Annotated in this window: 13 protein-coding genes; 5 read left to right on the forward strand and 8 right to left on the reverse strand. The window is 69.3% G+C overall.

The features are described from left to right. A partial coding sequence (locus BCD48_RS29535) for an AAA family ATPase (RefSeq protein ID WP_071051675.1) occupies window positions 1–2611 on the forward strand: 2611 nt, incomplete at its 5' end. Between the two features lie 309 nt (window positions 2612–2920). Continuing rightward, entirely contained in the window at window positions 2921–3130 is a 210-nt protein-coding gene (locus tag BCD48_RS49795; protein ID WP_071051676.1) for a hypothetical protein, read from the forward strand. Window positions 3131–3314: 184 nt separating this feature from the next. On the opposite strand, the gene BCD48_RS29545 is transcribed toward BCD48_RS49795, so the two are convergent. Then, window positions 3315–4706 (reverse strand): multidrug effflux MFS transporter, encoded by a 1392-nt coding sequence (locus BCD48_RS29545; protein ID WP_071051677.1) that lies wholly within the window; start codon window positions 4704–4706, stop codon window positions 3315–3317. Between the two features lie 17 nt (window positions 4707–4723). Between BCD48_RS29545 and BCD48_RS29550 the strand changes: the two genes are divergently transcribed. After that, window positions 4724–5260, forward strand: coding sequence for a MarR family winged helix-turn-helix transcriptional regulator (locus tag BCD48_RS29550; protein WP_198543449.1), 537 nt, complete (start codon window positions 4724–4726; stop codon window positions 5258–5260). Window positions 5261–5332: 72 nt separating this feature from the next. Here the strand turns inward: BCD48_RS29550 and BCD48_RS29555 are convergent, their stop codons facing one another. Beyond that, window positions 5333–6730, reverse strand: a complete 1398-nt coding sequence (locus tag BCD48_RS29555) for an aspartate aminotransferase family protein (RefSeq protein WP_071051679.1) — start codon at window positions 6728–6730, stop codon at window positions 5333–5335. A 216-nt stretch (window positions 6731–6946) separates the two neighbouring features. Between BCD48_RS29555 and ald the strand changes: the two genes are divergently transcribed. Beyond that, window positions 6947–8071: an alanine dehydrogenase gene (gene ald / locus BCD48_RS29560; RefSeq protein ID WP_071051680.1), complete on the forward strand. Its 1125-nt coding sequence runs from the start codon at window positions 6947–6949 to the stop codon at window positions 8069–8071. 338 nt (window positions 8072–8409) lie between these two features. Then, the gene (locus tag BCD48_RS29565; RefSeq protein ID WP_071051684.1) at window positions 8410–9561 is read left to right on the forward strand and encodes an acyl-CoA dehydrogenase family protein; all 1152 of its coding nucleotides are present in this window, start codon (window positions 8410–8412) and stop codon (window positions 9559–9561) included. Between the two features lie 183 nt (window positions 9562–9744). Here BCD48_RS29565 and BCD48_RS29570 read toward each other — a convergent pair whose 3' ends face one another. From BCD48_RS29570 to BCD48_RS29585, 6 genes are all read right to left on the reverse strand, one after another. Further along, a complete protein-coding gene (locus tag BCD48_RS29570; protein ID WP_083419387.1) occupies window positions 9745–11280 on the reverse strand; it encodes a tyrosine-type recombinase/integrase in 1536 nt (511 codons plus the stop codon). After that, window positions 11277–11696, reverse strand: a complete 420-nt coding sequence (locus BCD48_RS29575) for a helix-turn-helix transcriptional regulator (RefSeq protein ID WP_241842085.1) — start codon at window positions 11694–11696, stop codon at window positions 11277–11279. The genes BCD48_RS29570 and BCD48_RS29575 overlap by 4 nt, the downstream gene beginning before the upstream one ends. A gap of 2099 nt (window positions 11697–13795) precedes the next feature. Further along, a complete protein-coding gene (locus tag BCD48_RS29580) occupies window positions 13796–14755 on the reverse strand; it encodes an endonuclease/exonuclease/phosphatase family protein (RefSeq protein WP_071051681.1) in 960 nt (319 codons plus the stop codon). 703 nt (window positions 14756–15458) lie between these two features. Beyond that, window positions 15459–16211, reverse strand: a complete 753-nt coding sequence (locus tag BCD48_RS50835; RefSeq protein WP_131804123.1) for a hypothetical protein — start codon at window positions 16209–16211, stop codon at window positions 15459–15461. A 23-nt stretch (window positions 16212–16234) separates the two neighbouring features. Further along, window positions 16235–16996 (reverse strand): hypothetical protein, encoded by a 762-nt coding sequence (locus BCD48_RS50840; RefSeq protein WP_131804124.1) that lies wholly within the window; start codon window positions 16994–16996, stop codon window positions 16235–16237. Next, entirely contained in the window at window positions 16911–23174 is a 6264-nt protein-coding gene (locus BCD48_RS29585) for an ATP-binding protein (protein ID WP_157910582.1), read from the reverse strand. Before BCD48_RS29585 ends, BCD48_RS50840 begins: the two co-directional genes overlap by 86 nt. Window positions 23175–23705: the final 531 nt, after the last annotated feature.

Raw genomic sequence — 23705 nt, forward strand, 5'->3', positions numbered from 1 at the left:
GGTCGGGGCCGGCAGCGGCGCCGGCGCGGGCGCGGCGGCGGGCGTCGTCGGCGGTGGCGGGGGCGGCACCGCCGTGCTGGTCAGCGGCCCGGCGGGTGTCGGCAAGTCGGCGCTGCTTGACGCCGTGACCCGGCGCGCCGTCGCCGCGGGCTGGCGTGTCGGCGTGGGCACGGCGGCGGCGGTCGAAGGCGCCTGGCCTTACGCGCCGGTCCTCGAGGCCCTCGCCGACCTGTGCCGTCGCTGCCCGTCGCTGCTCGGCGAGATCGACGAGCGTTTCCGGTCCGAGCTGGAGCGCGCCATGTCCGGTCGCGACCTGGACTGGCCGGGTGCGGGCGGGCACCAGCGGCTGTTCGTTGCCGCCGCGGAGCTGCTGCGCACCGCGGCCGAGGGCGCCGGCGTCGCCCACCTCGCGGGCGCCGCCTACTCCGCCCACCGCGCCGATCCTCCCAGCTCCACCGTCCCGGCCGTCGCCGTCACCTCCGCCGTCCTCGCTGATCCCGCCGTCCCGGCCGCGCCTGGCACCCCGGGCGCGCTGCTCGTCGTCGACGACCTACAGGACGCCGACGAAGCCAGCCTGCGCCTGGCGCACTACCTGGTCCGCTCGCTCGCGGGACGGCCTGTCGTGTTGCTGCTCGGCCACCGCCCCGTGCTCGGCCACCGCGCGGCCGCCGGCGGTCCGACCGCCCTCGCCGAGATCCGCGCGAGCCTGCTCGGTCGGGGTGCCGCCGTCGCCGTCGACCTCGCCCCGCTTGACCGGGCGGCCACCGTCGCCCTCGTCACCCGGGAGTCAGCTCTCGCCGGCCCGTTGGTCGAGCGGGTCTGGGAGGTGTCGGGCGGGCTGCCGTTCACCGCCCTCCAGCTCGCCCGGCGCGCGGCGCTCGACCCGGCGAGCCCGCTGACCGCCGACGCCACCGTGATCGCCGGCTTCGCGCCAGCGACCCGAGACCTGCTGCGCCTGCTCGCCGTCGCCGGCACCTCGTTCGACACGGACGACTTTCTCGCCCTGTCCCGCTGTCCGGAGACCGAGGCGTACGCGCTGCTGGACGACCTGCTCGACCACGGTGTGCTCGACCGGACCGAGAGCGGCTTCCGGTTCCGCCACCAGCTGTTCCGCCACGGGCTGCTCGCCGAGTTGGCGCCGCACCGGCTGCGGGTTGCGCACCGTGACGTGGCCGACCGGCTCGAGGCGGCGGACGGGCCACCCGGCCGGGTCGGTCATCACCTGGTCCAGGCCGGGGAGCGCGTCCGCGCCGTGCCCTATGTGCTGCGCGCCGCCGAGACGGCCGCGGCGGTCGGCGCCTACCGGGACGCGCTCACCCAGCTCGACGAGGTCCGCGAGCACGCTTCCGGGGCCGAGGCCGTGACGCTCGCGGCGCTGCGGGCGGACCTGCTCGTCGCGCTCGCCGACCCGGGCGCCCCGGACGCCTACCGGGCGGCGATCGAGGCCGCGTCGCCGGCCGACGCGCGGATGCCGCGCGCCCGCCTCGCCCGTGCCCTGCTCATGGCCGGTGACCTCGACGGAGCCACCGCCGCGCTTGATGGGCTGGAGCCGGACGGCGGTCCCGCCGATCTTGCGATCCTGCTGGGACGGGGACACCTCGCCTACTTCCGGGGCAACATCGACGAAGCCGCCGCGATCGCCGATGAGGGCGGTCGTCGGTTCGTGTCCGTCCCGACGACCCGGTTCGGCTTCGACATCGTCAGCCTGCGGGGCCTCGTCGCGCACAGCCGCGGCGAGTACCTCGCGCAGCTGACCGCGGACCTGCGGCATGGCAGCCGGCTGCCGACGTTCGCGACGACCGTCTTCGACGCCCATCTGTGCGTCGCCGAGATCATGCTCTACGGGGCGACGCCCTACGCCGAGGTGGTCAGCCTCGCGGACCGGCTGGCCGAGGAGGCCGAGCGGGCGGGCGCGGCCAGGGGGCTGGCGTTCGCCGCCTGCCTCGCCGGCGAGGCCAGGCTGCTCGGCGGTGACCTGGAACGCGCCGAGCGGCGGCTCGCCGAGGCGGTCGACCTGCATCGCGCCATCGGGGCGACCTCGGGGGAGGCGCTCTCGTTGCAGCGGCTCGCCGAAGCGAGGCTCGCCCGTGGTGATGCCGCTGACGCCAACCGCCTGCTCTTGCGCGCCCTGCCACTGGCGCGCTGGTCGCCGATCGCCGCCCACCTGCTGCACCGTATCCACGGGACGCTGATCGCGGCGGCGCCGGACGCCGCGGCCACCGATGTCGCGCTCACCAGGGTGGAGGAGACGCTCGGCGTCGAGGACAGCTGTGTGTTCTGCTCGGTGACCTCGGCCGTGCCGGCGACGGTCGCGGCGGCGCGGTCGGGAGACCTGGCTCGTGCCCGTCGCCACCTCGCCGCGGCACGCTCGGGCGCCGCGCTGTGGGACGGGACCGCCTGGCAGGCGGCGACCCAGGAGGCCGAGGCACACGTCGCCCGCCTGGAGGGGGACGCGGCGCGGGCGGGCGCGTTGCTCGTCGCCGCCGGCCGGCTGTTCGACTACGTCGGCCACCCGCTCGACGCTGCCCGCTGCTACGGCGCGCTCACCGCCGCCGAGGCCGGCCTCAACCAGGCCAGCCTCAACCAGATCGGCCGCGACTTCGTCGGTTGAGCCGTCGGTCGGTTGAGCTGTTCGTTGGTCGCGCCGTCCGTCCGTCGAGCCGTCCGTCGGTCGAGACAGCGTCGCTTTGGATGTCGTCGGTTCGGCGGTGCCGGGCGGACGTGCCGCCGGCCGGAAACTGTCGGCCAGCCGTCAGGAAAACTGTCGGCTACGCGCGGGGTGTGTCAGCCGGGCGTCGACCGGGGGACAGGGCATCCCGGGCGGGCTTTTATGAAGATGCGCCCCGATGTGGAGGCGTACCGGAAAGGAATTCTCCGTGGCCACAGGCCGCGGGCAAGCCACAGAAAGCAGGGGAGCCCGATGACGCGCTCATTCCCGTCCATGTCCCGGATCGGTGGCGTGCTCCGCGGCCTGACCCACTCCACCGACGCCGCCCACGGCGCGACCAGCGGCGAGGGCGACGTCCCGGAATGGCTGGTCGCTTCGATGGCGCCGGGCCGGCGAGGCGAGGCGGGTTCCTCCGTGGACCGTTCGTTCTCGCTCCCGCCGCGGCTCGGGGTCTTTTTCTAACCGGGTGACACAGGCGCGGCAATCGGGCCGACGGCCGGGCGACAATGGCGATGCCCGTACCGCCGGAGGCCTGAGGAAGCATCAGGGGGGCCGCACCTGCGACGACAAAGGCCGGCAGCCGTGCTGCCGGCCTTTGTCGTGTTCCGACGAGGTCATGTCCCGTTGGATTGTTCCGGGCCACGGCCTATCCGGCCCCGGGGGCGGCTCGCACCGGCTCCACTGATGACTGCTGGGGGAGCGGGGCGGGCGCGGCGCGTGGATCGCCCTCGCCGCGCCACGGGCGGGCGAGCGCCAGCAGGGCAACCACGGAGCACAGCAACGCGGCCAGCATGATGACCGCCATCGGGGCGGCACTGGTGGAGCCGAACAGGCCGACGAGCGGGGCGGCGACCGCGCCGAACGCGAACTGGGTGCCGCCCTGCAGCGCGGCCGCGGCGCCGGCGTTCTCCCGGCCGAGCGTCTGGCCGAGGCTGATGCTCGCCGGGAACATGCCGCCGATGCCGGCCTGGACGACGACCAGGCTGATCCACGTCCCGGCCATGCTCGCGCCGACGGTGACCAGCAGCAGCGCCTGCAGCACGGCGCCCCCCGCCGCGACCGCCACCGCCCAGGACAGCAGCGTGGTCAGCCGGACCCGGCGCGACAGCCGGCCGAACAGCGAGTTGGCGGCGAGCATCGACGCGGCGTTCGTGGCGAACACCAGGCTGTACATCGCCGCCGACGTCCCGTAGACCCGCTCGAAGACGAAGCTCGACCCGGAGATGTAGGTGAACATCGCGCCGGTCGCGAACGCGCTGGTGAGCACGTAGCCGACGAACGCGCGGCGGCGCAGCAGCCGGCCCATCGACGCGAACGTCCCGCCCAGGCCGCCCGTGTGCCGGCGCTCGGGCGGCAGCGACTCGGGCACCGCGAACACCACGGTCGCGACGAGCAGCACGCCGATCACCGCGAGCACGAGGAACACCGTCCGCCAGCCGGACAGGGTGAGCACCAGGCTGCCGATCAGCGGGGCGACGACCGGCGCGACGCCGAGCACCATCGCCAGCAACGCGAAGTAGCGGGGCAGGTCGGGCCCGTGGAACCGGTCAGTCACGACGGCGCGGCTGAGCACCATCCCGGCCGAGGCGGCGAGGCCCTGCAGGAACCGGGCCGCGTCCAGCGTCACGATGTTCGGCGCCAGCGCGCAGACCACCGACAGAGCCGCGAACAGCGCCGTGCCCACGAGCAGCGGGCGGCGCCGGCCGATCTTGTCGGACAGCGGGCCGACGAACAGCTGCCCGAGCACGATGCCGACGAAGAAGGTCGTCATCGACAGCTGGACCGCCGAGTCGCCGGCGTGCAGCGACGAGCCCAGGTCCGGGAACCCGGGGATGTACATGTCGGTGCCCAGTGGCGCGAACGCCGTCAGGGCTCCGAGCGCCACGATGAGCGGCCCGGCCCGCCCGGTCCGCCCAGCCTCCCCGGCCGCCGCCGAGCTGGCTGGGTCGGGCTGCGTGCCGGGGAGAATCTCCCGCGGCGCGGCACCCGGGCGTGGGGCACCCGCGTCGGGGGCGCGAGGGGCGTCGGCGAGTACCATGCCCCAAAGAGTAGAAGATGGTCTACCGGTTAACAATCCTTCGGAGCCTGATGGCCGCCACCCCGTCCCCGCGCGAGCGATGGGCCGCCGCCCGGCCCGACCTCGACACCTCCCCGATGGAGGTGATCGCGCTGCTCAAGCACGTGCAGGCCCTGCGGGACCTCGCGCTTGAGCCGCTCTACGACGGCGCTCCCGTCACCGCGCCCGAGGTCGACGTCCTGATCCACCTGCGCCACGCAGAGCAGCCCGTCATCGCCCGCCGCCTCGCCGAGCGGATGCGCTGCTCCCGCGCCGCGATCAGCAAGACGCTGGCGAAACTCGAAGGCCGCGGCTACGTCGAACGCCAGCCCAGCCCGACCGACCGGCGGGCGGCGCTGGTCACGATCTCGCCCGCGGGGGCGGCGGTCGTCGACTCGATCTTCCCCCGGCAGCTCGCGATCGAGGCCGAGCTGCTCGCCGGCCTCGGCCCCGACCGCGCCCGTGTCGTCGAGGCGCTCACCCTCCTGGTCGACACCGTCGCCACCCGCGTGGCCGCCGACGCCACCGCCCCTTGACGCGAGCCGTGGCAGCCCGCGCCGCGGAGCCGGCCTCGCGGGGCTTGAGCCGCGCGGCCCGGGCCACGTGTGTCAGATCTTGGACCAGGCCTCGGTGAGGACGGAGCGCAGGATGGACTCCATCTCGTCGAAGTGGCTCTGCTCGCAGATCAGCGGCGGAGAGAGCTGGATGACCGGGTCGCCGCGGTCGTCGGCGCGGCAGTACAGGCCGGCCTCGTAGAGCGCGCCGGACATGAACCCGCGCAGCAGCCGCTCGGACTCGTCGGCGGAGAAGCTCGTCTTGGTCGCCTTGTCCTTGACCAGCTCGATGCCGTAGAAGAAGCCGTCGCCGCGGACGTCGCCGACGATCGGAAGGTCGGAGAGCTTCTCCAGGGTGGCGCGGAACGCGGCGGCGTTGCGGTCGACGTGGCCGACGAGGTCCTCGCGCTCGAAGATGTCCAGGTTCGCCATGGCCACGGCCGTCGACACCGGGTGGCCGCCGAAGGTGTAGCCGTGGGCGAAGCTGGCCGTGCCGTGCAGGAACGGCTCGGCGAGCCGGTCGCTGACGATCATCGCGCCGAGTGGCGCGTAGCCGGAGGTCAGGCCCTTCGCGCAGGTGATGATGTCGGGCTGGTAGCCGTAGCGCTGCGCGCCGAACATCGCGCCGGTCCGGCCGAACCCGCAGATCACCTCGTCGGAGACCAATAGCACGTCGTTTTCGTCGCAGATCTCGCGGACCCGCTCGAAGTACCCGGGCGGCGGCGGGAAGCAGCCGCCGGAGTTCTGCACCGGCTCCAGGAAGACGGCGGCGACCGTGTCCGGCCCCTCCGCCTCGATCGCGACGGCGATCTGGTCGGCGGCCCAGCGGCCGAACGCCACCAGGTCGTCCCCGTGCTCGGGCGCCCGGTAGAAGTTCGTGTTCGCGGCGCGGAAGCCACCGGGTACCAGCGGCTCGAACATCTGCTTGAGCGACGGGATGCCGGTGATCGCGAGCGCCCCCTGGGTGGTGCCGTGGTAGGCGGTCGTGCGGCTGATCACCTTGTGTTTGAGCGGCTTGCCGACGAGCTTGAAGTACTGCTTGGCGAGCTTCCAGGCCGACTCGACGGCCTCGCCGCCGCCGGTGGTGAAGAAGATCCGGTTCAGGTCGCCGGGGGCCAGCCCCGCGACCCGCTCGGCGAGCTCGATGGCGCTGGGGTGCGCGTGCGACCAGAGCGGGAAGAAGGCCAACTGCTCGGACTGTTTGCGGGCGGCCTCGGCGAGCTCGGCGCGGCCGTGGCCGACCTGGACTACGAAAAGCCCCGCGAGCCCGTCGAGCACCCTGTGGCCGTTGGCGTCCCAGATATAGGCGCCTTCCCCGCGCACGATGACGGGCATCTCACCCGCGGCGACCGACGACAGCCGGGTGAAGTGTGGCCACAGGTGGGCCGCGGCCGACCGGGTGAGCGCACCGGTGGAGGGGGTGGGCTCGGTCGCGGTGTCGAGGGCTGTCACTGCTGTCCTTCCGCCTGGCCGGCAGTGGTCACCGACGTTGCGCCATAAGATGCGCCTCATCATACGGTTATCGCGGAACAACAGCCACCATGCGAGTGTTTCCGAAGCGTATGATCGACATGGCAACGGTTCCCGTATTGCGGTCCCGTGTCGAGTGGACCGCGGCCTGGTGAACCGAGCTACGTCGGCATGGTGCCGTTACAAGGGAGCCCAGCAGTGAGGATCGCGATCCCCCGCGAGGTCAAGAACCACGAGTACCGGGTGGCGGCCACCCCCGCCGGCGTCCACGAGCTGACCCGGCACGGCCACGACGTGTTCGTCGAGGCCGACGCCGGTGCCGGCTCCATGATCATGGATGCCGAGTACGCCGCGGCGGGCGCGAAGATCGTCGAAGGCGCCGACGCTACCTGGGCCTCGGGCGACCTGGTTCTCAAGGTCAAGGAGCCGGTCGAGGAGGAGTATCACCGGCTGCGCCCCGGCCTGCTGCTGTTCACCTACCTGCACCTGGCCGCGTCCCTGCCGTGTACCCGGGCGCTGCTGGACGCGCGGGTCACCGCGGTCGGCTACGAGACCGTCGAGTTCGCGGACCGGTCGCTGCCGCTGCTCGCGCCGATGTCGGAGGTGGCCGGCCGGCTCGCGCCCCAGGTCGGCGCCCAGGCGCTGCTCGCGGCGGCGGGCGGGCGGGGCGTGCTGCTCGGCGGCGTCCCGGGGGTCGACCCGGCCAGGGTCGTCGTCATCGGCGCGGGCGTGGCCGGGCAGGGCGCGACGTCGATCGCGGCCGGCATGCGCGCGGACGTGACCCTGCTCGACCGCGACCTGGGCCGGCTGCGCGCCGCCGACGCCCGCTTCGAGGGCCGCGTGCGCACGATCGCCGCCAACGCCTACGAGATCGAGCGAGCGGTGCTCGACGCCGACCTGGTGATCGGCGCGGTGCTGGTACCGGGGACGCGGGCACCGAAGCTGGTCACGAACGCCATGGTCGCCCGGATGCGGCCCGGCGCGGTGCTCGTCGACATCTCCGTCGACCAGGGCGGCTGCTTCGAGGACACCCGCCCGACGACGCACGACAACCCGACCTACAAGGTGCACGAGGCCGTCTTCTACTGCGTCGCGAACATGCCCGGCGCCGTCCCGCGTACCTCCACCCACGCGCTGACGAACGCCACCCTGCCCTATGCGGCCGCGCTCGCCGACCACGGCTGGCGCGGCGCCATGCGCCTCGACCCTGCTCTGGCCCGCGGCCTCAACACCCACGCCGGCGAGGTCACCTGCGCGCCGGTAGCTGAGGCCCACGGCCTGCCCAGCGTCCTCGTTGCCGCGGTGCTCGACGCCGAGAGCTGACGCCCGGCGTCGGCCCGCGGCTGGCTGTTCTCGTACCCAGGAAACGATCAATGGCTGCCGAGGCGCGGTCGGTGGCACCTCGATCGTGGCGCGGGCATGCGTAGATGCCGCGGATCCGGGCGGTGGACGCCGTTGCGCATACTCGGAATGCGATCACGGTTGAGCCTCTTCGGCGAGGCGTCCGTGATCGCCGACAGGGTATAAGGCCGGGCGTTGTGCGCTTGGCGATCAACAAACCAGAACTGGAGGTAGTACCCAGGTACCGCCCCTGGTACTGTTCGGGCCGGCCGGGTGCGGGGTCGCGCCCGGAGGGCTGGTCGCCGAAAGGGGTGGTCGCCGTGCCGGCAGAGCGTCTGTTGCCGTCCGACGAGGCGCGCGAACTGGTCGCGCTCGCCGCGGACATCTGCGCCAAGGAACTCGAGCCGCGCATCGCGCAGGACGAGGCCGAGGCGCACTTCCCGCGCGAGGTGTTCACGACGCTCGGTCAGGCGGGGCTGCTGAGCCTGCCGTACCCGGAGCGGTTCGGCGGCGGCGAGCAGCCGTTCGAGGTGTACCTCCAGGTCCTGGAGGAGATCGCCTACCGGTCGGCGTCCGTCGCCGTCGGTGTCAGCGTGCACGCCCTCTCCTGCTATCCGCTGGCGAACTTCGGCACCGACGCCCAGCGCGAGGAACACCTGGCGCGCCTGCTCTCCGGCGACCTGCTCGGCGCCTACTGCCTGTCCGAACCGCACGCCGGCTCGGACCCGGCGGCCCTGAAGACCACGGCCACCCCGCCGGCGGAGACCGGCGGCGATTACATCCTGTCCGGCACCAAGGCATGGGTGACGCACGGCGGCGCCGCCGACTTCTACACCGTGTTCGCCCGCACCGGCGAAGGCCGCGGCGGGATCTCCTGCTTCCTCGTCGACGCGGCCACCCCGGGCATGACCCCGCATGCGCCCGAACGCAAAATGGGCCTTACCGCGTCCCCGACCACCCAGATCGGGTTCGAGAACGCGGCCGTGCCGGCGAGCCGGCTGATCGGCACCGAAGGCCAGGGACTCACCATCGCGCTGTCGGCGCTGGACTCCGGCCGGCTCGGGATCGCGGCCGCGGCGACGGGCCTCGCCCAGCGGGCGCTCGACGACGCCGTCGCCTACGCCAAGGAGCGGGAAGCGTTCGGCCGGCCCATCATCGACCACCAGGGCCTGGGTTTCCTGCTCGCGGACATGGCGGCGGCCGTCGAGTCGGCCAGGGCGACGACACTCGCCGCGGCCCGCCTGCGCGACGCCGGCCGGCCGTTCTCCAGATCGGCGAGCATCGCGAAACTCATCGCCACCGACGCGGCGATGAAGGTCACCGAAGACGCCGTCCAGGTCCTCGGCGGCGCCGGCTACACCAAGGACTACCCGGTAGAGCGCTACATGCGCGAAGCCAAGGTCTTTCAAATTTTCGAAGGTACCAACCAGGTCCAGCGTCTGGTGATCAGTCGTCATCTGGCTCGTGCCTGATCAGGCGGCGTTTCCGCTGGTCGGGAGGGTTCTCGGGGCGTGCCGGTGTTGCGGGCGGAGATCGGATGCCTGTCCGGTTGTGGCCAGCCGGATCCGGTGGTGTCCGGTGGTCTGTGGACTATATGTGGACACGATCTTGAGGTCGCGAGCGCTCGGCGGAGCCTGGAGGTCCCCGAGTGCTCGTCAGAGTCCGAAGTCGTCCGTGTCCTGGTTCAGGTCTGTGTGGGGGATCGGGAGTTCGTCGGGGGTCGGGGGCTGGGGCGCTTCGGCGGCGAAGGAGTCGTCGATGAGCTGTAGGGCGCGTTGTTCCTGTCCGACGATGCAGCGCGCGTAGACCATCAGGAGCACGCGCACGCTGTGGCCGGCCCATTCGGCGACCTGGGTGGCGGGGACGCCGGCGTTCAGCCAGCGTGACACGGCGGCGTGGCGTAGATCGTAGGGTCGTCGGGCGAGTGGGCTCGCGGCTTCGGCTGGAGTGAGGGCCGTCTCGCGGGCGGTGCTCCAGACCTGTCGGTAGCGGGCGGTTTTGATGGGGCCGCCGGTGCGGGAGCGGAAGAGGCGTCCGTCCGGGGCGAGGCCGAACTGCGCTATGTGGCGGCGTAGGAGTGCGACCAGTTGGGGGTGGAGGGGGACGGGGCGGACTTCTCCTTTCTCGCGGTGTTTGAGTTCGCGGGCTTGGCGGGGTTTGCCGGGTTCGTCGGACCAGCGTGGCGAGATCTCCGGGTTGTTGCTTTCGAGGACAACTTCGCCCCAGCCGGTCTTTGGTAGCCGAAGCTGGTTGGTGGTTAGTGCTTGAAGCTCGCCAGGTCGGGTGGCGGCGTAGTACATGCAGCCGAAGAAGGCCTCCAGGTCGGGTGCGATCTCGGCGACCGCGGCGAGTAGTCGGAGTGCGCGGGGGTGGTCGACGACGGCGCGTCGGTCGACGACGATGGCCTTGCGCGGTGGGGTCCACTGAGCGCTGGGTATGGGGTTGACGTGAAGGTCGCCGCGGGTGACGGCGAACTTCACGACCTGTCCGAAGACGAGTCGGCGGCGGGTGATGGTGTTTGGTGCGGCCGGTTTTCCATCGATGCGGCGTGACAGCGCGATGAGTGCGGCCCGGGTGACCTCGACGTCGGCGAGGTCTCGGACTGGCCGGCTGTGCGTCTCCATCCAGTTGAGGATCTCGGACCAGCTTTCGGGTGCGGTGTTCTCGACACGGCGGCCGTCCGCGCGGGCGGTGGTGCGGGCGCCGGTGTTGAACACCCAACCCGCCAAGGCCTCGCGCATGAGGCCTGCCAGTCGGGCTGGGGGGCGTGTGTCGAACAGTGCCGGGGTGATCGCGCAGAGCGCCTCCGCGATCGAACGGCGGGTGCCGGGGGCCTGGCCCTCTTCCCATTTCGTGTCGACGAAGTCTCCGGCGACAGTGAGCCAGGTCCGCTCGGCTACCTGTTCCGGTTGAGGGAGGGCACGCCACTCGGAGACCGGTAGCCCGGTTTCGACGTCGAAGGCTTCGCCTTTGCGCACTGCGGTGAGGATCTCGGCGCGGCGTGACTCGGCGGCCTTCTTGGACGGGAAGTTGCGGGTGTTCGCGGAAGGTCGGCCGGCGACCTGCCAGCGGACCTGCCAGCTGGAGCGGATCTTGAGCTGTACCTCACGGACCGCCCAGACACGGGCGTCGAACGTCGTCGGCCGTTCAGCGTCGTCGGAAGATCGGTCACCGGCGCCGTCGGGGCTCACGGGGTGGCCGGGTCTCGGGTGAGGCCGTCGAGCCAGGTGTTCAGGTCGTCGCGGGCGACCCGGATCTGGCCGTTCGGCAGTTTGATGACTTTCGGTCCAGTGCCCTTGTTCTGCCAGTCGTGCCAGGTCGACCGTGGCAACGGGCCGTTGGGGCTGCCGAGTTCGGCGAGGACCTGGTCGAGTGTGAGCAGGATGCGCTGGTCGGTTCGGGGGGCGTGTTTCGTGGCCTGGGCAGGTCGCGCTGATCGACTGGTCGGGTGTTGCCAGGCGTTGTCGCCTTGGCCGGAGATGGTCAGAGCCTCGGTCGCGGGGTTCCTGCTGATCGGGCGGAGAGGTCGGCCTGGGTCGGTTTTGGCTGTGCCTGGTGGCGGCGTGCGGCCGGCGCCGCCGTCTTTTCGGGGCGGGAAGGTGCGCATGGTTCGGCAGCGTCGGAGCCGATGACATCCCCGCTGTCATCGCAGCAGGCATCGCCACGCGCACCGCGACGGACTGCCGCACCTGACCGGTACTCGTGCGAACGAACGCCGGTTCGACACATTGGATCTTGCTTGCCCTTTTCGAGGCCTCGCCGTCGACATCGCGGGTAGCTGCGACCTTGTCGGCGAGGACCGGTCCCGGCCGCGCCCTGGGACGAGGTCATCCCGGCATTAGCGCAGTAGGCCGTCTGCAGCTCGCAGAGTGATGCCGTGGGGGTTCGAGTCGGAGGGGGATTCGACCCATTCCTACATGATCGGTCTCCGCGAGGTTTTCGACCTGACGCTCCTGGCTGCGGCGACCGGGGCGCAGCGATGACCAGTCGCGGCGTCGCTACCCCTCGCCGCGCGCCGCGGGCGAACCGAGGCTGCTACGGCGCGATCAGAGCTGGTGCTCCGATCGGAACTGGTGTTCGACGCAGGCGTGGGACGAGTTCGACGGGAAGTTGTGACGGGCATTTCGTGACGTGAGCGGATCGCGGATCATGGCTCTGACCAGGCTTTCCGTGTCTTGCGGGACCTTGCGTGATCTGTCGGGAGTTCTGGTGTCTGACGGTCCAGGGACGGTCCAGGAGGCGGGCCGGACCAGCCGTCCTACGGGAGGATCCGACCCGTAGGGCGGTGACGGGGAGTAACTGGCAACAGATCGCATCCGGTCCGTCCCGGCTGCCTGTCGATCTCGGCCTGACGACAGGAGCCTGGCGCCGGTGGCTGGACAACCGGACGAAAGACCCATCGTTCCGCCGGGACGGAGGCAGCTCCGGGCTGGACGCGGCAGGGCGGGTGTCTGGCCAGTGGCGCTGGACAGGCTCGGGCGGGCACACGACCGGCTGGCGATACACGGGATGGTGCAGGGACCGGATGCCGGGCACTGGCCGATCGCGCCGCGGTCGCCGCCTCAGCGGGACTGGTGGCGCAGGTTGCCGACGGCGTCGTCTGGGCCTCGAACCCTGAACTCGCCGGTTAAAAGAGAGCCATCATAAATGTCGTAGCGTGTCAAAGGGAGTCGCGGTGTGCCGCGTTCTTCAATGACACCAAGGGTTTTCGGTGTCCGTCCTGCCGTCCGATGGCGGCTCGTACCGGGCGATGTCGGGGGGTTCACGCCCACACGACGCCCACATCGATCTTGTGGTGAGCAGAGGTTGAGGCCCGCGCGGCCTTGACGGCCGGCCCGCGCCGGCCGGCCGTGACGCCCGTTTCCCTCGCACGGAGGAGGCCAGGGGTTCGAGTCCCCTCACCTCCACCTGGACTCGCAGGTCAGAGCCTTGATCAAGTTTCTTGATCAAGGCTTTTGATCGTTTGTCCGTCATTTGTCCGTGGGACCTGCCGGCAGATCCCGGTAGATAGCGTCACGGAACGGCTGTGATCCGAGTCATGCCAGTCGTGGTCGGCGGGGTTCTGCGCAGCCGACCATGCCCCAGCCGGCCCTGCGAGGCCCCCGCGCCTTCGATAGCCGGCCCGTCCAGCCGCGATTTGATCAGACGTGTCCGCTCCCGTGGGGGCCATCCCCGGTGCACTCCTACCGGTCGACGGCACAGCCGGGCTCAGAGGAGGTCGCCATGGCATTGGGCCACGCCGACGGTGAACCCGCCGCGAATACCACCGCCAGCCGCGCCCGTTCGACCAGCCGGCCATAGGTCAGCGGGCCCGACGGCTCAACCTCGGCCATGATTCAAAACGACGGGGTCGGGCGCGCCTCCGTCCAGCGAGGTCAGCGCCATCCGGGTGAATGCCGCCACTATGGTGATCTTGGATGGTTGGGAGACCGGGGCGGCGGGGCCTGTTGGCCGGGTGGGAACGAGTCGGTCTCGGTGACGGCGGAACGGGCATCCCAGCGCGCGGCACGGCGGAATGCGGTCCTGGCAGCGTGACCTGGCAACGGACACCCGGCGACCCGGTCACCGCCACGCACATCCCCATGGCCCTCGCTGAGGCCATCGCCGCGGTCCTCGCCCATGACTGTGCCACCCGCATCGCCATCAGCCGACCGGTGCCTCGCCGGCGACACCGACGGGTCAGGCTGTCGGATGGTGCGAGTCGGGTTAGAGGGTGAGTTCGGCGAGGATGGGGGCGTGGTCGGAGTCGCGGGCTTTGCGACGGCCGGTGGGGTCGTCGGTGACGCTGGGCAGAGGTCGGTCCAGGAGGGGGGTGACCGGTCCGCGCCCGGCGAGTAGGGCGTGGCTGATGAGGATGTGGTCGATCAGTTCGCCATGTCCCTGGAAGACTCTGGAGTAGCGCTTGTCCGGGGGAATTTCGGCGGCGAGGTTCCATAGCCGTTGGGTGTCGCCTTTGTCGGGGCGGTTGAAGCCTGCGGTGCCGATCTCCGAGCCGGGTGGGCCGGTCAGGATCTGGGTGGTGGCGGCGTGGGGTTCGTCGTTGAGGTCCCCGACGACGGCGAGCCGGTGGATTCGGCCGTCGCCTGCGAGTAGCCGGGTCGCGAAGTCGCGGACGGTGACGGCTTCGGCGGCGCGGCGGTGGAGCGCGTAGGAGGCGAAGCGGGCGCGTTCGCCTTCGTCGTTGGTGCTGAACCTGCTGCCGCCGCCGTGGGCGGGGAACGAGAGCAGTTTGGACTTCAGGTGGCAGACGACGACGGTCAGCGGCTTTCCGGGGGTGGGGGTGACGGTGACCGCGAGGGCGCCCCGGCCCATCTGGGTCGTGGTCTGCGCGTTATCGCCGACCTGGACCGGCAGCAGACCGTCGGGAAAGTCGACAGCCTCGACCGTGGTGTCGAATGGAAGGCGGGACAGGACTCCGACCCGGATGGGGTGGTGGGGTTCGAAGTGCGTGGACAGGGCGCTGTGCCAGGTCCCGTCGAGCTTGGCGACGAGGTCGGCGAGCGCGTCGGGGTCACCGACTTCCTGGACTCCGAGCACGTCCACGCCGCAGCTGTTGATCGTCGCGGCGAGCGCGGACAGCTTGCCCTGGTAGACGGCCACGTCGTCGGCGCCGAAGTCGCCGCCGGGCTGGAAGAGATTTTCCAGATTCCACGTTCCGAGCAGCATCGGGCCTCCCCGTACGGCCAGCCAACGGTCGGCTCAGGATAGCCGGGTACGCCGTGAACTGTCACCGAACGTCGGCTGTCCAATACGCTCCGGCTGCGAGCGCTCTACACGCCCGGCCCCAAGTCCGCTCCACCCTCACCGGCGTCCATGCTGGTCCGCCGGTGCGGCGGGCTTGGCTGTACGGGCCAACGACTCCCTCACAAATCCGCAGTTTGATCTGGATCTTCCGTCGGCGTCTGTGGCAGTCCATCGTTTCTGGTCGCCGGCGGCTCGGCGTCCGTCGACATCCCCGGCGATCCCTTGCCGTCTGCGGGCTGGCCCGTCAGGTTGGCCGTCGCCCGGACGGGCTCCCCACTCTCCCCGTCGGCGGGTTAAGAGTCACGGAGAGTTACTGTCGTTCGGTGTCGGGGCGGGCCGGCTGGTGCCGTGGTGTCAGCGGCCACAAGGGATCTTACGGTCCACCCCTGACGTCTGATGTCGGTACGTGACGGCCCCTGCTTGCGCTTCTGCACCCACCTCATACCCATATCGATCTTGCTGTCCGCAGTCGAACGATTCTGAACATCCCAGGTGCCAGGCATGCCTCCACCAGGAATGTCGTCGCAGGCGGCGGTTCGATCCCACGCTCAGTCGACTCACCCCTCACGTCCCTCTGTTCGCTACTGCGGTCGGACGGATAATGTCGGGGCATTTGTCTAGGACCCTATCGCACCTGCTCTACGCCGACAACGGCGCCCGGCAGAATGGCACCCTTGCAATCTATGGAGTGCAGGCACGCCCAACCGGCGGGATCTCCCCGGACGGCCGAGTAGGCGTACCAGAGCGCCGCAGTTAATGCTCCTCCTTGCACTCTTGAGGAGCGAAACTTTACAATGCACTTCTTAGCCTTATTTTCAAATCTCTCCTGAAGGTTCTCGTTGAAGGCGCGCCCAATGTCTTCAACGATTTCGGGGGTGGCGAGATAGTCGTGACCGCCGATGGTGCTAGGATTGAAGTGGTTGTCACGGACGAGCATAGCGTACGGCCCGTGGTGGAATGCGTTTGACACTTTAATCCGGTACAGCCGCCCGCTGTGGCCGCCTCCATCCCGTTCGAGTTCAGCTCGGAATTTTTGCCAGTCCGACTCATTGACCTGATCTCTTACGAGATCATATAGCGAGGACCAGATTCTGTCGATCACGGCGCCGAGCGGGAGGATCCCTTCACGGATAAATGCTTCCGGTTCGAGCGAGCGGGTGCCGTGGAAATAGTATGCTCCGTCGAATCGGACAGAATCGAGGTCGACATCGATCTCTGACAGGAATGATCTTATGGATCGTTCCTCTCTCTCGCCGGTCCAGTCTGTTTCAAGGTTGCACTCGAGTAATGCCCTCGCTAGATCGTCGTCGTGGAGGTGGAATGCGGTAGCGAGTGAGGTTAATGCGGACGTCGCGTCATGACAGTCCAGGTAGACCATCGCAATAGCTTCTTTCGGACTGGTCAGGCCTCCGGGGCTTCTCGGTTGGCCGCGTCGCCCTGGGTTGCGTCGGCTCTGGCGAGAAGTTCGAGAATTGTTGCGCGGTACGCATCCGCGAGGCCGCGGAGGGGGTACGTGGGCAGTGATTTTGATGCGGCGGTGTCCGCATCGGGTTCTACTTCGTCACCGCATGCTCTGAACCGGTGCGGCACGGACGCTTCGATGCGGCTCCGACTGTTGGCCACTCGGCGGAGAAGCGACACCTCATTGGGGGTGAGGTTTTCTCCGAATGAGGTGAGCCATGCCCCTTCGAGATCTTCACCTTCGTCGCTGGCGGCGATATCCACAAGCGCGGCGAGTATCCGATGGTGAAGGTCTTGGAGGTCTGCTAGGAGGGTCTCGCGATGCCATAGACTGGTGTTCTCTAGATCGGGCAGGTCGTCGAGCAGCCGCGCTATTATGGCGGCGCGCGGCGGTGGCCATCCTGTGGGCCACGTGGTACGGGCGTTCCATAATTGAAGGATCGCCGCGCGTGCCTGGGCTGCTTTCGCGTCGGCGTCGGCAGAGCCTTCGTGGCGGGCGCTGTCGGCGGCGTCGATGAGGCGGGCTACGTGGTGTGCGAGCCAGCGAGTCAGGGTGTTGCTGGTTCGCTCGTCTCCGAATTCAGTGAGTATCCTTTCGCCGAGCGCGGTGATCGAGTCAGCGGGCGGTGATGCGCCCTTCGGGGTCGATGAGGTAGACGCGGCTGCGTGGGGGAGGGTATTGTCCCTCTCGGCGTCTGGCAATCTGTACCTCCAAGATGAGCCAGTTGTTCGTCTCGCGCAGGTAGCGAAGCAATGGTTCGCGGGCGACGCGTACGCGGTAGCCAGATGATGTCGTGACTCTGTCGTATTCTCGGCCAGGGTCGCGGTCGGCCCACTGTTCCCCTTGCGCGATAACACTTCTATCGTTTGTGATCAGTGCGAGCCCTTTGGTGTCAGGTATGGAGCGGGTTGCGGTGCGAAAGGCGCTGCCGGGCAGGGGTAGTGTTTTTGACAGGCCGCGCGCGTAGGGGTCGTGTCCGTCGACGTCGGTTGTGTGGTTTTCTGGTTCGCTGAGCCAGCCGTGCAACTGGAACAGGCCGTAGTCGACCTCGTGTTCGGCCTCGCCTTCGTCGGGGAGCTTCCAGTCGCGCGGTTCGGACGCGGCGGCGAGTGCTCTTTGCAGGTCGTCGGCGTGCGCTGGCCCAACGAGGGCCGACCTGACGTAGATCGTTTTATTCTTCCCTGGATGGTGAAGGTCGACGCTGGCGGCGACGAGGATCATGCTTGGAAGGTGGTCATTGCTGATCTCGAGCGCGTGGTCGTAGTCGTCGACGACGGGGACGTCCCAGGTGGCGTCGCCGCTGGGCTGCTTGCCGAGGAACGCGGGTTCGGCGGGTACAGCGCTGGCGAGATCGGCAGGCCAGACGTCGAGCGATGGTAGACGATTCGATAGCCAGCGCTGCCATGGGTCGCTGTCGTCGGGCTCCCAGGAGCGAATACAGACCGGCCGGCCGGAATCGACGAGCTGGCCTGCCGCGACCATCATCGCGTGGTACTCCAGATACAGCCGCAGGCTCTCTTCCGGGGGGAGGGCGCCCTGGCGGTGGGTGGTGCGCTCCCAGTTTCGTTCGTCCCGGAGTTCGCGGGCGTCGGCGTACCAGTCTTCCTGTCCCAGTCGCTCCCGGTCGACGATCCAGTCTTCAGCGAATTCGGCGACGGTATCGACCGGCACGTCGAAGACCCGGGCGAGAGGGCCGAACCAGTAGGGCAGCGTGTCGAGTTCATCGAAGTCGTAGCGGCGGCTGGCCGAGACCCGGCGATCGCTGCCTTCGTGGTGGGCCGAGCGATCGGTCGAGCAGCTGGATGGCTGGTTCGCGTGGCGCAGGACGTCGCTTGTGGAGCTGATGGGGTCAGCGACGGCGAGGGCTGTGCGTCGTGCAAGCTCTCGAATCTGCGCGTGCGGCAGGTCGCGGTTGGTTGCGTGCCGGAGGAGGTCGTCGAAGTGGGGAGCGAACGAGGCGGGCTCCACTGCAGCGACCTGGTGGAGGGCGACGAGGAGCCCGACGGCCGCAGAAGGAGCGTAAAAGTGCAGCCGTTCGTCTCGGAACGGACCTGGGTCCGTGTGATCGAGGCTTCGGATGAACTCCGCGACCAGCGGTGCGACGAGGTAGTGGGATCGCCCGGTGAGCAGGTCGCGGGTGGCGTGCGCCGCGCGTGAGCGCAGCTCTCGGACGGGATGGCCGAAGATGCTCCAGAGCAGCGACGGTAGGGCTCCTGCCGGGCCAGGATCGGGAACACGCAGGACGGTCTCGACCGACCGCTCGTCGAGGAGGGTGAGGAGCGCTTCCGCGGCGTGTTCGGTTCCGCATAGGCGTCCCAGGAGCACGGCGAGGTTCTGCCAGCCGAAGGAGTTCAGCTTCGCTCGCGCCTCGGGTACAGCGAGCAATACAGCCTGTCGAACGGTGCGATCATCCGCGAGCATACGAAGCCGTCGCACCAGTGTGTCGGCGTCGAGGTGCCACATCATGAGCGAGGACAGGTGCGCGGCGAGCAGCGCCGGGAGCGCGGCTGCCGCCCAGGCCCGGACCTGAGGCCAATCGCGCCAGGCATCGACCCGGTCAGCGAGCACCGTGAAGATCGTGTCGGCGAAGGCGTCCTCAAGCGACGCGACGGCGTCGAGCGTTGCGACTCGCTGGGCCGCCGGCGCGGCCCGCGCGACAGCGATGATGAACGCAGCCAACTCGTCGCCGTAGAGGTGGGAAGCGCGCAGTATGGCGACGTCCTTTGCGAGCGTCGCCCTTGTCCGTGTGCGAGCGTTGGCCAGCAGGTCCTGCGCTGCGGGTGAGGGGTCGCTGCTCGGTGGCCGGGTGGTGTCTAGCTGGCTGGCGTCTGGGTCGTTCGCGTATTGGGCAACCGTTTCGAGGTCTGCGCGCTGAATTCGGTCAAGGCTGGTCAGGTCAGCGGTGTCAAGGAGGCGCCGCGCAAGGGCAGGCTGGTCACGGCCGGGAACGCGGCAGCGCAGCCACCGCGCAGCGCGAGTGATGGCAGCGCGAGCGTCGGTCTTGCCAACGTTGCCGAGTGTCCCCATGTGCTTGGCCATGTCGAGCTGGTAGGTCAGTCGCCGGCTGTCGCTGTCGATGAGGTGGTCGAGCGCGAGCGCCTGCCAGGGCGGGACGCCGCCGCCATTGACGGCTCCGGTAAGGGCGGCGGGCAGAGTGAGCCCGAGCCGTACACGGTCCTGGTCGTCCCACCGACTCGCGGCGGCCAGGCCAGTCGCAGGGTCTAAGCGTGCTGCCGCCTCGGCGATCTTTATGTACGGGATCACGGAAGACTCGGTCACGTGCGGCGCGACCGCCTCGGCGGCTGCGATGAGTCTCGCCGCTGTCGCAGCGCGCTGGTCTTGCGGAAGAACGGCGCGATGGGTCAGGTCGGCGTGCACGGTGAGGAGTCGCGCCGCGTCGTCGCTGATTCCGGTTGCGGCATCGACCGCATAGTCGAACAACTGCCTACCGAGGTCTGTATCCAGCGGCGCGCTGATCTCGGCCGCGCGCGCGAGCGTTTCCAGGCGGTCCGCGGTTGAGTACACGTTCGTGCGGACGTGCCTGGAGGCTTGAGCGCAAAGGTCCGCGGCGCGATCCGCGTAGTCACGATGACGGGCGAGTAGTTCTGCCAGATCAAGCCACAGGTCCGGAGCGGCGTCGCGGATCAGCCGGGGCGCCGCCTCGACCAGGCGAGTGAGGCAGTCGTCGACGCAGCCAGTTTCGACCGCCGTCTCCGCTACCAACGTCGCCCAGGCGCGGTACGACGAGTCGAAGGTGAACCAGCGGCGGTCCGCGTGGTCCGCTCGCCTGGCGAGCCCATGTTCGACCAGCGTGAGCACGTCGTCTGAGCTTGCGTCGCCAGCGATAGCGCGGGCTGTTAGGAGCAGAACCTCCAGAAGTGGCTCTACGCGTTCGAGCCACTCGCGGACGTCGTGGTCACGGTGAAGATCATCCTGCCGCTGTGTTGACTGTCTCGGCCGCAAGGAGGCGGGGACCAACTCGGCGATCGGCAGGTCGGTTCCGGTCCATGCGGCGACGGCGGCATGGAAGCGAAGCATCACCGTTCCTTGAGCATCGGCCCGGGCGAACTCCCACCAAGAGCGAGGGAGCTCCGCGGTCCAGTGCCGCGCCAGCACAATGGCGTTGTCCCGGCTACCGAAACGAACCGCCGTGTCGATCATGTGGACATGCCACGACGCTGGTTCCTCCAAGGGGACGGCTAGAAGAGCCGTGGTTACCTCGGCCACCCAGATCGGGTCGGCCGCTCCATGCGCAGCGGCCAAATGCGCCAAGATCGGTGCCTGTGCTGCCGCTGGGACCCCGGAGTCGCGCAACACGTCACGTACCTGGACCGGCGAGAGTTCGTCGGCGATCCGCTCGGCAAGCCGGGCGGCCGCTTCCAGCGCCGCTGTGGCCGGACGCCAGTGTCTGATCTCATCGGTGGCGGCTTGAGTACCATCGAGGCGGTATCGGGCCTCCGCGGCGCGCGCCACGTCATCCGCGGTGAGATCCCAATGCAGCGTCTCATCCTCGCGGCCGGACGCCCACCGGTGAATCCAGCTCTGAGCGTTGTCGAGTGCCTGGCGGGCGGCGTCGTGCCGGTCGCTGTGTCGGGAGAGCGCGGCGGCGACCCGCATCCAGGCCGGACCTTGCCACTCGTGAGGCTTCGCCCCAAGGACATGTTCCTCGAGCAGGTCGACGTCGGTGAAACGAGCCACGAGGTCAAGATGCGAGTCGACGAGCTGAGACAGCGTGTCGAGACGCGAGGCCGTGTCACAGCCACGGACTGCCAGGCGGACAGCGGCCACGGGATCATCGATGTGGGCGGCTGCGCGGGCCGCGAGGTCGAGACGGCGGAACTGTACCTGTTGGCGTCGGAAGCCGTCGGCGATGCCGACCGGCAGATCCTCAGTCAACACAAGCCGTACGACCTCATCGAGCCGGCGAGCCTTGAACAGATGGTTCGCCACGTGGACAGCCGCATCGGGGTCGGTCGCACGCGAAGCCAGCAAGACATCTGCCAGACGCCCATGCGCGGCTGCCACATCGGCCGCGTCCACGCGCCCGCGGACATAGACCTCGAATTCGTCGTCCCGGAACTCGACGGCTTGTCCGTCGATCCGCACTCCGGGTACCAACCCCACCGCGAAGGCCCTCGCTGTCGCTGGCGCGACGCCGAAGGCGACCGCAAGGGTGTCGAGGTTCACCGGGCGAGCCAGCGCGACCAGCAGCGCCAGCAATCGCTGCCCCTTGGCATCGGCGCCGCTGACCTGTAGCGCCGAGTCGACAATCTTGGCGAACTCGGGCTCCGGGGTGCGTTCGCATCGCTTCAACAGCGTCGCCATATCGACGCTGCCCACGTCGCCACCCGTCAGCGGATAGAACTGAGACCGGGGATTCCCCGCGGTCTTCTCATGGAAGACGGCCGCATCGTCGTCCGTCGCGTCCGGCCGATACCGCCGCAGGTGCGCCGTCGAGGTGGCAAGATCGAACGGCGGAAGCTCGATCGTCACGGCCCGGCCGGTCTCAAACGATTCCACCCAAGGACTACGTACAGTGACTAGAACGGCGACCCGCTCGGGCGGCGTCAGCCGGAGCAGTCCAGAAACGAAACTACGGTCACCGTTCTCCCGGGCAGCGAACAGAGCGTTGTCGGCAGCATCCACCGCCAGCAGCAATATCCCGCCCGGGTCGAGCGTGGACACAGCACGCTCTAGTATCCGCGTCAGCCGTCTCCACTGGTCTCGCTCCATGGACGGCGGCTGGACAAGGAGCGGGGTGCCGCACCGCTGAGCAAGCTCGTTCACTACCTGACGGACAAATCGATCGGGTGTGTGCCGCTCGTCCCCCGCGTTGAGGTAATCACCACCGCCATAGCAGTCGAATAGCACAACCAACGAACCCGCAGGCAGATGGGCGGAAACCTGCTGCAAGGCTGTCGTCTTACCCACGCCGGGAGGACCGTGGGCGATCACCAGCATTCCGCCCGGTGCCTCGACAGCCTCCGCGACGAGACGCGCACCAGGTGCCGCCAGCGAACCTGAGATGTCTGGCAGCCGCGGCGGCGCGGGATAAAGGTCAAGCAGGTCGTGCACGTCCAGCTGCGCAAGAACGTCATTGGCTCTCAGGCCACCCCGCCCTCTGCCAGGCTGCGCCTCACCTCGGACAAGGTCCGCCAGACGCCCCGCCGAGTCCGGTCCGTGCCCCGGCGTCAGCTCAGACGCCCCCACCCGTACCGCACGCGCGAGCGCTTCTCGATCGAGAGTTCCCCCCACCGACAGCTCGAGCTTGGCGAGGAAATCGCAGAACTCCGCCGAGCCCAGCGCGGTCCCTACTGCTACCGCAAGGGCGTCCACGATGACCCGATGCTCAATGCGGAGCGCGCGACACAGGTCAGCACGCCGCAGCGCGCGCACCTCCCGAGAGCCCACCCAGTCGGCAGCAGCCTTCACCGCGTGCACAAGCAAGCCGTCGGCAGGCTGATTGCTGACTAGCGCCACTCTCACCTTGGCGGTTGCCACAGGGCCATGGTCATCCAGAAGCTTCCGATACGCCACGGCAAGATCCGCAACCACGGACCGTCGCGACACCAACTTTCCATCGCCGCTTCGACGATTCCTGCGCTCGCAGAGCCGGGCCGCAGTCCACCGCCTGGTCGGGTGCTTCGAGCTGTACTTCAGCTGAGAGAGGACCACCTCGGTGGCGTTCGCAACCCGATCACCGCCTCTGTACTCGCAGACATCCACCGTCTCGTAGGACTCATCCGGATCATCGACGCGAGCCAGACCCTCCAGCGCGACGAGACGCAAATCCGTGCCCGGTTCGATAAGCTTGAGCACGCGGCTCGCCGCCCACCAAATGTGAAAGTCATCCCCAGCGTTGGACTCCTCGGCCCCCACTGATGTGCTCCACCCTCCGGTCATGCAGCGCTCCGCCGCGCCGCGTACTACCAAGATAGTTCTGCACCGCGACAGCCGGTCGTGCCAGGCAGCACCTCGTTCCGGGTTCACCGGTAAGGAAAGCGCTCCGACGGTGCCAATGGTCCGCTCGCTCCATACCGTGGACGCCGCGAGCGAGCCCGGCCGATCTGTGCGTACATGGTGGTCGTCTCGTGAACGAGCCCCCGACAATCTACACCCTGGCCTCATCCTGATCATCTAAGCCGGGGTCTGGAGGGGGTGGTGGGCTGCAGGGCTGCGACAAAGTCGTGGGCGGCGTGTCGGCTGGCGTCGTGGGCCTGTAGCGGCTACGGCTGCCGGGTGTACCGGCCCGCGACGGCCGCCGTGTGTCTGATCAGCTTCTGCCTGGTCGGCCGCGGGATCGTCGGGTTGGGCTGTTATCTGGTCTTCTGCGACTCCGCGCGGCGGGAGAGCGGGGGCGCTGCCGTCGGGCCGGCCCCGGGAACGGGCGGACGCGGCGCCCACGGGATG

The sequence above is a fragment of the Pseudofrankia coriaricola genome (genome assembly GCF_001854805.1).
Classification (GTDB): domain Bacteria; phylum Actinomycetota; class Actinomycetes; order Frankiales; family Frankiaceae; genus Pseudofrankia.

Coding starts and splice junctions, on each gene's coding strand:
- BCD48_RS29550 (WP_198543449.1), top strand. CDS start 4,724: ATGGTCTACCGGTTAACAATCCTTCGGAGCCTGATGGCCGCCACCCCG.
- BCD48_RS29575 (WP_241842085.1), bottom strand. CDS start 11,696: ATGCGCACCTTCCCGCCCCGAAAAGACGGCGGCGCCGGCCGCACGCCG.
- BCD48_RS29580 (WP_071051681.1), bottom strand. CDS start 14,755: ATGCTGCTCGGAACGTGGAATCTGGAAAATCTCTTCCAGCCCGGCGGC.
- BCD48_RS50835 (WP_131804123.1), bottom strand. CDS start 16,211: ATGGTCTACCTGGACTGTCATGACGCGACGTCCGCATTAACCTCACTC.
- BCD48_RS29545 (WP_071051677.1), bottom strand. CDS start 4,706: ATGGTACTCGCCGACGCCCCTCGCGCCCCCGACGCGGGTGCCCCACGC.
- BCD48_RS49795 (WP_071051676.1), top strand. CDS start 2,921: ATGACGCGCTCATTCCCGTCCATGTCCCGGATCGGTGGCGTGCTCCGC.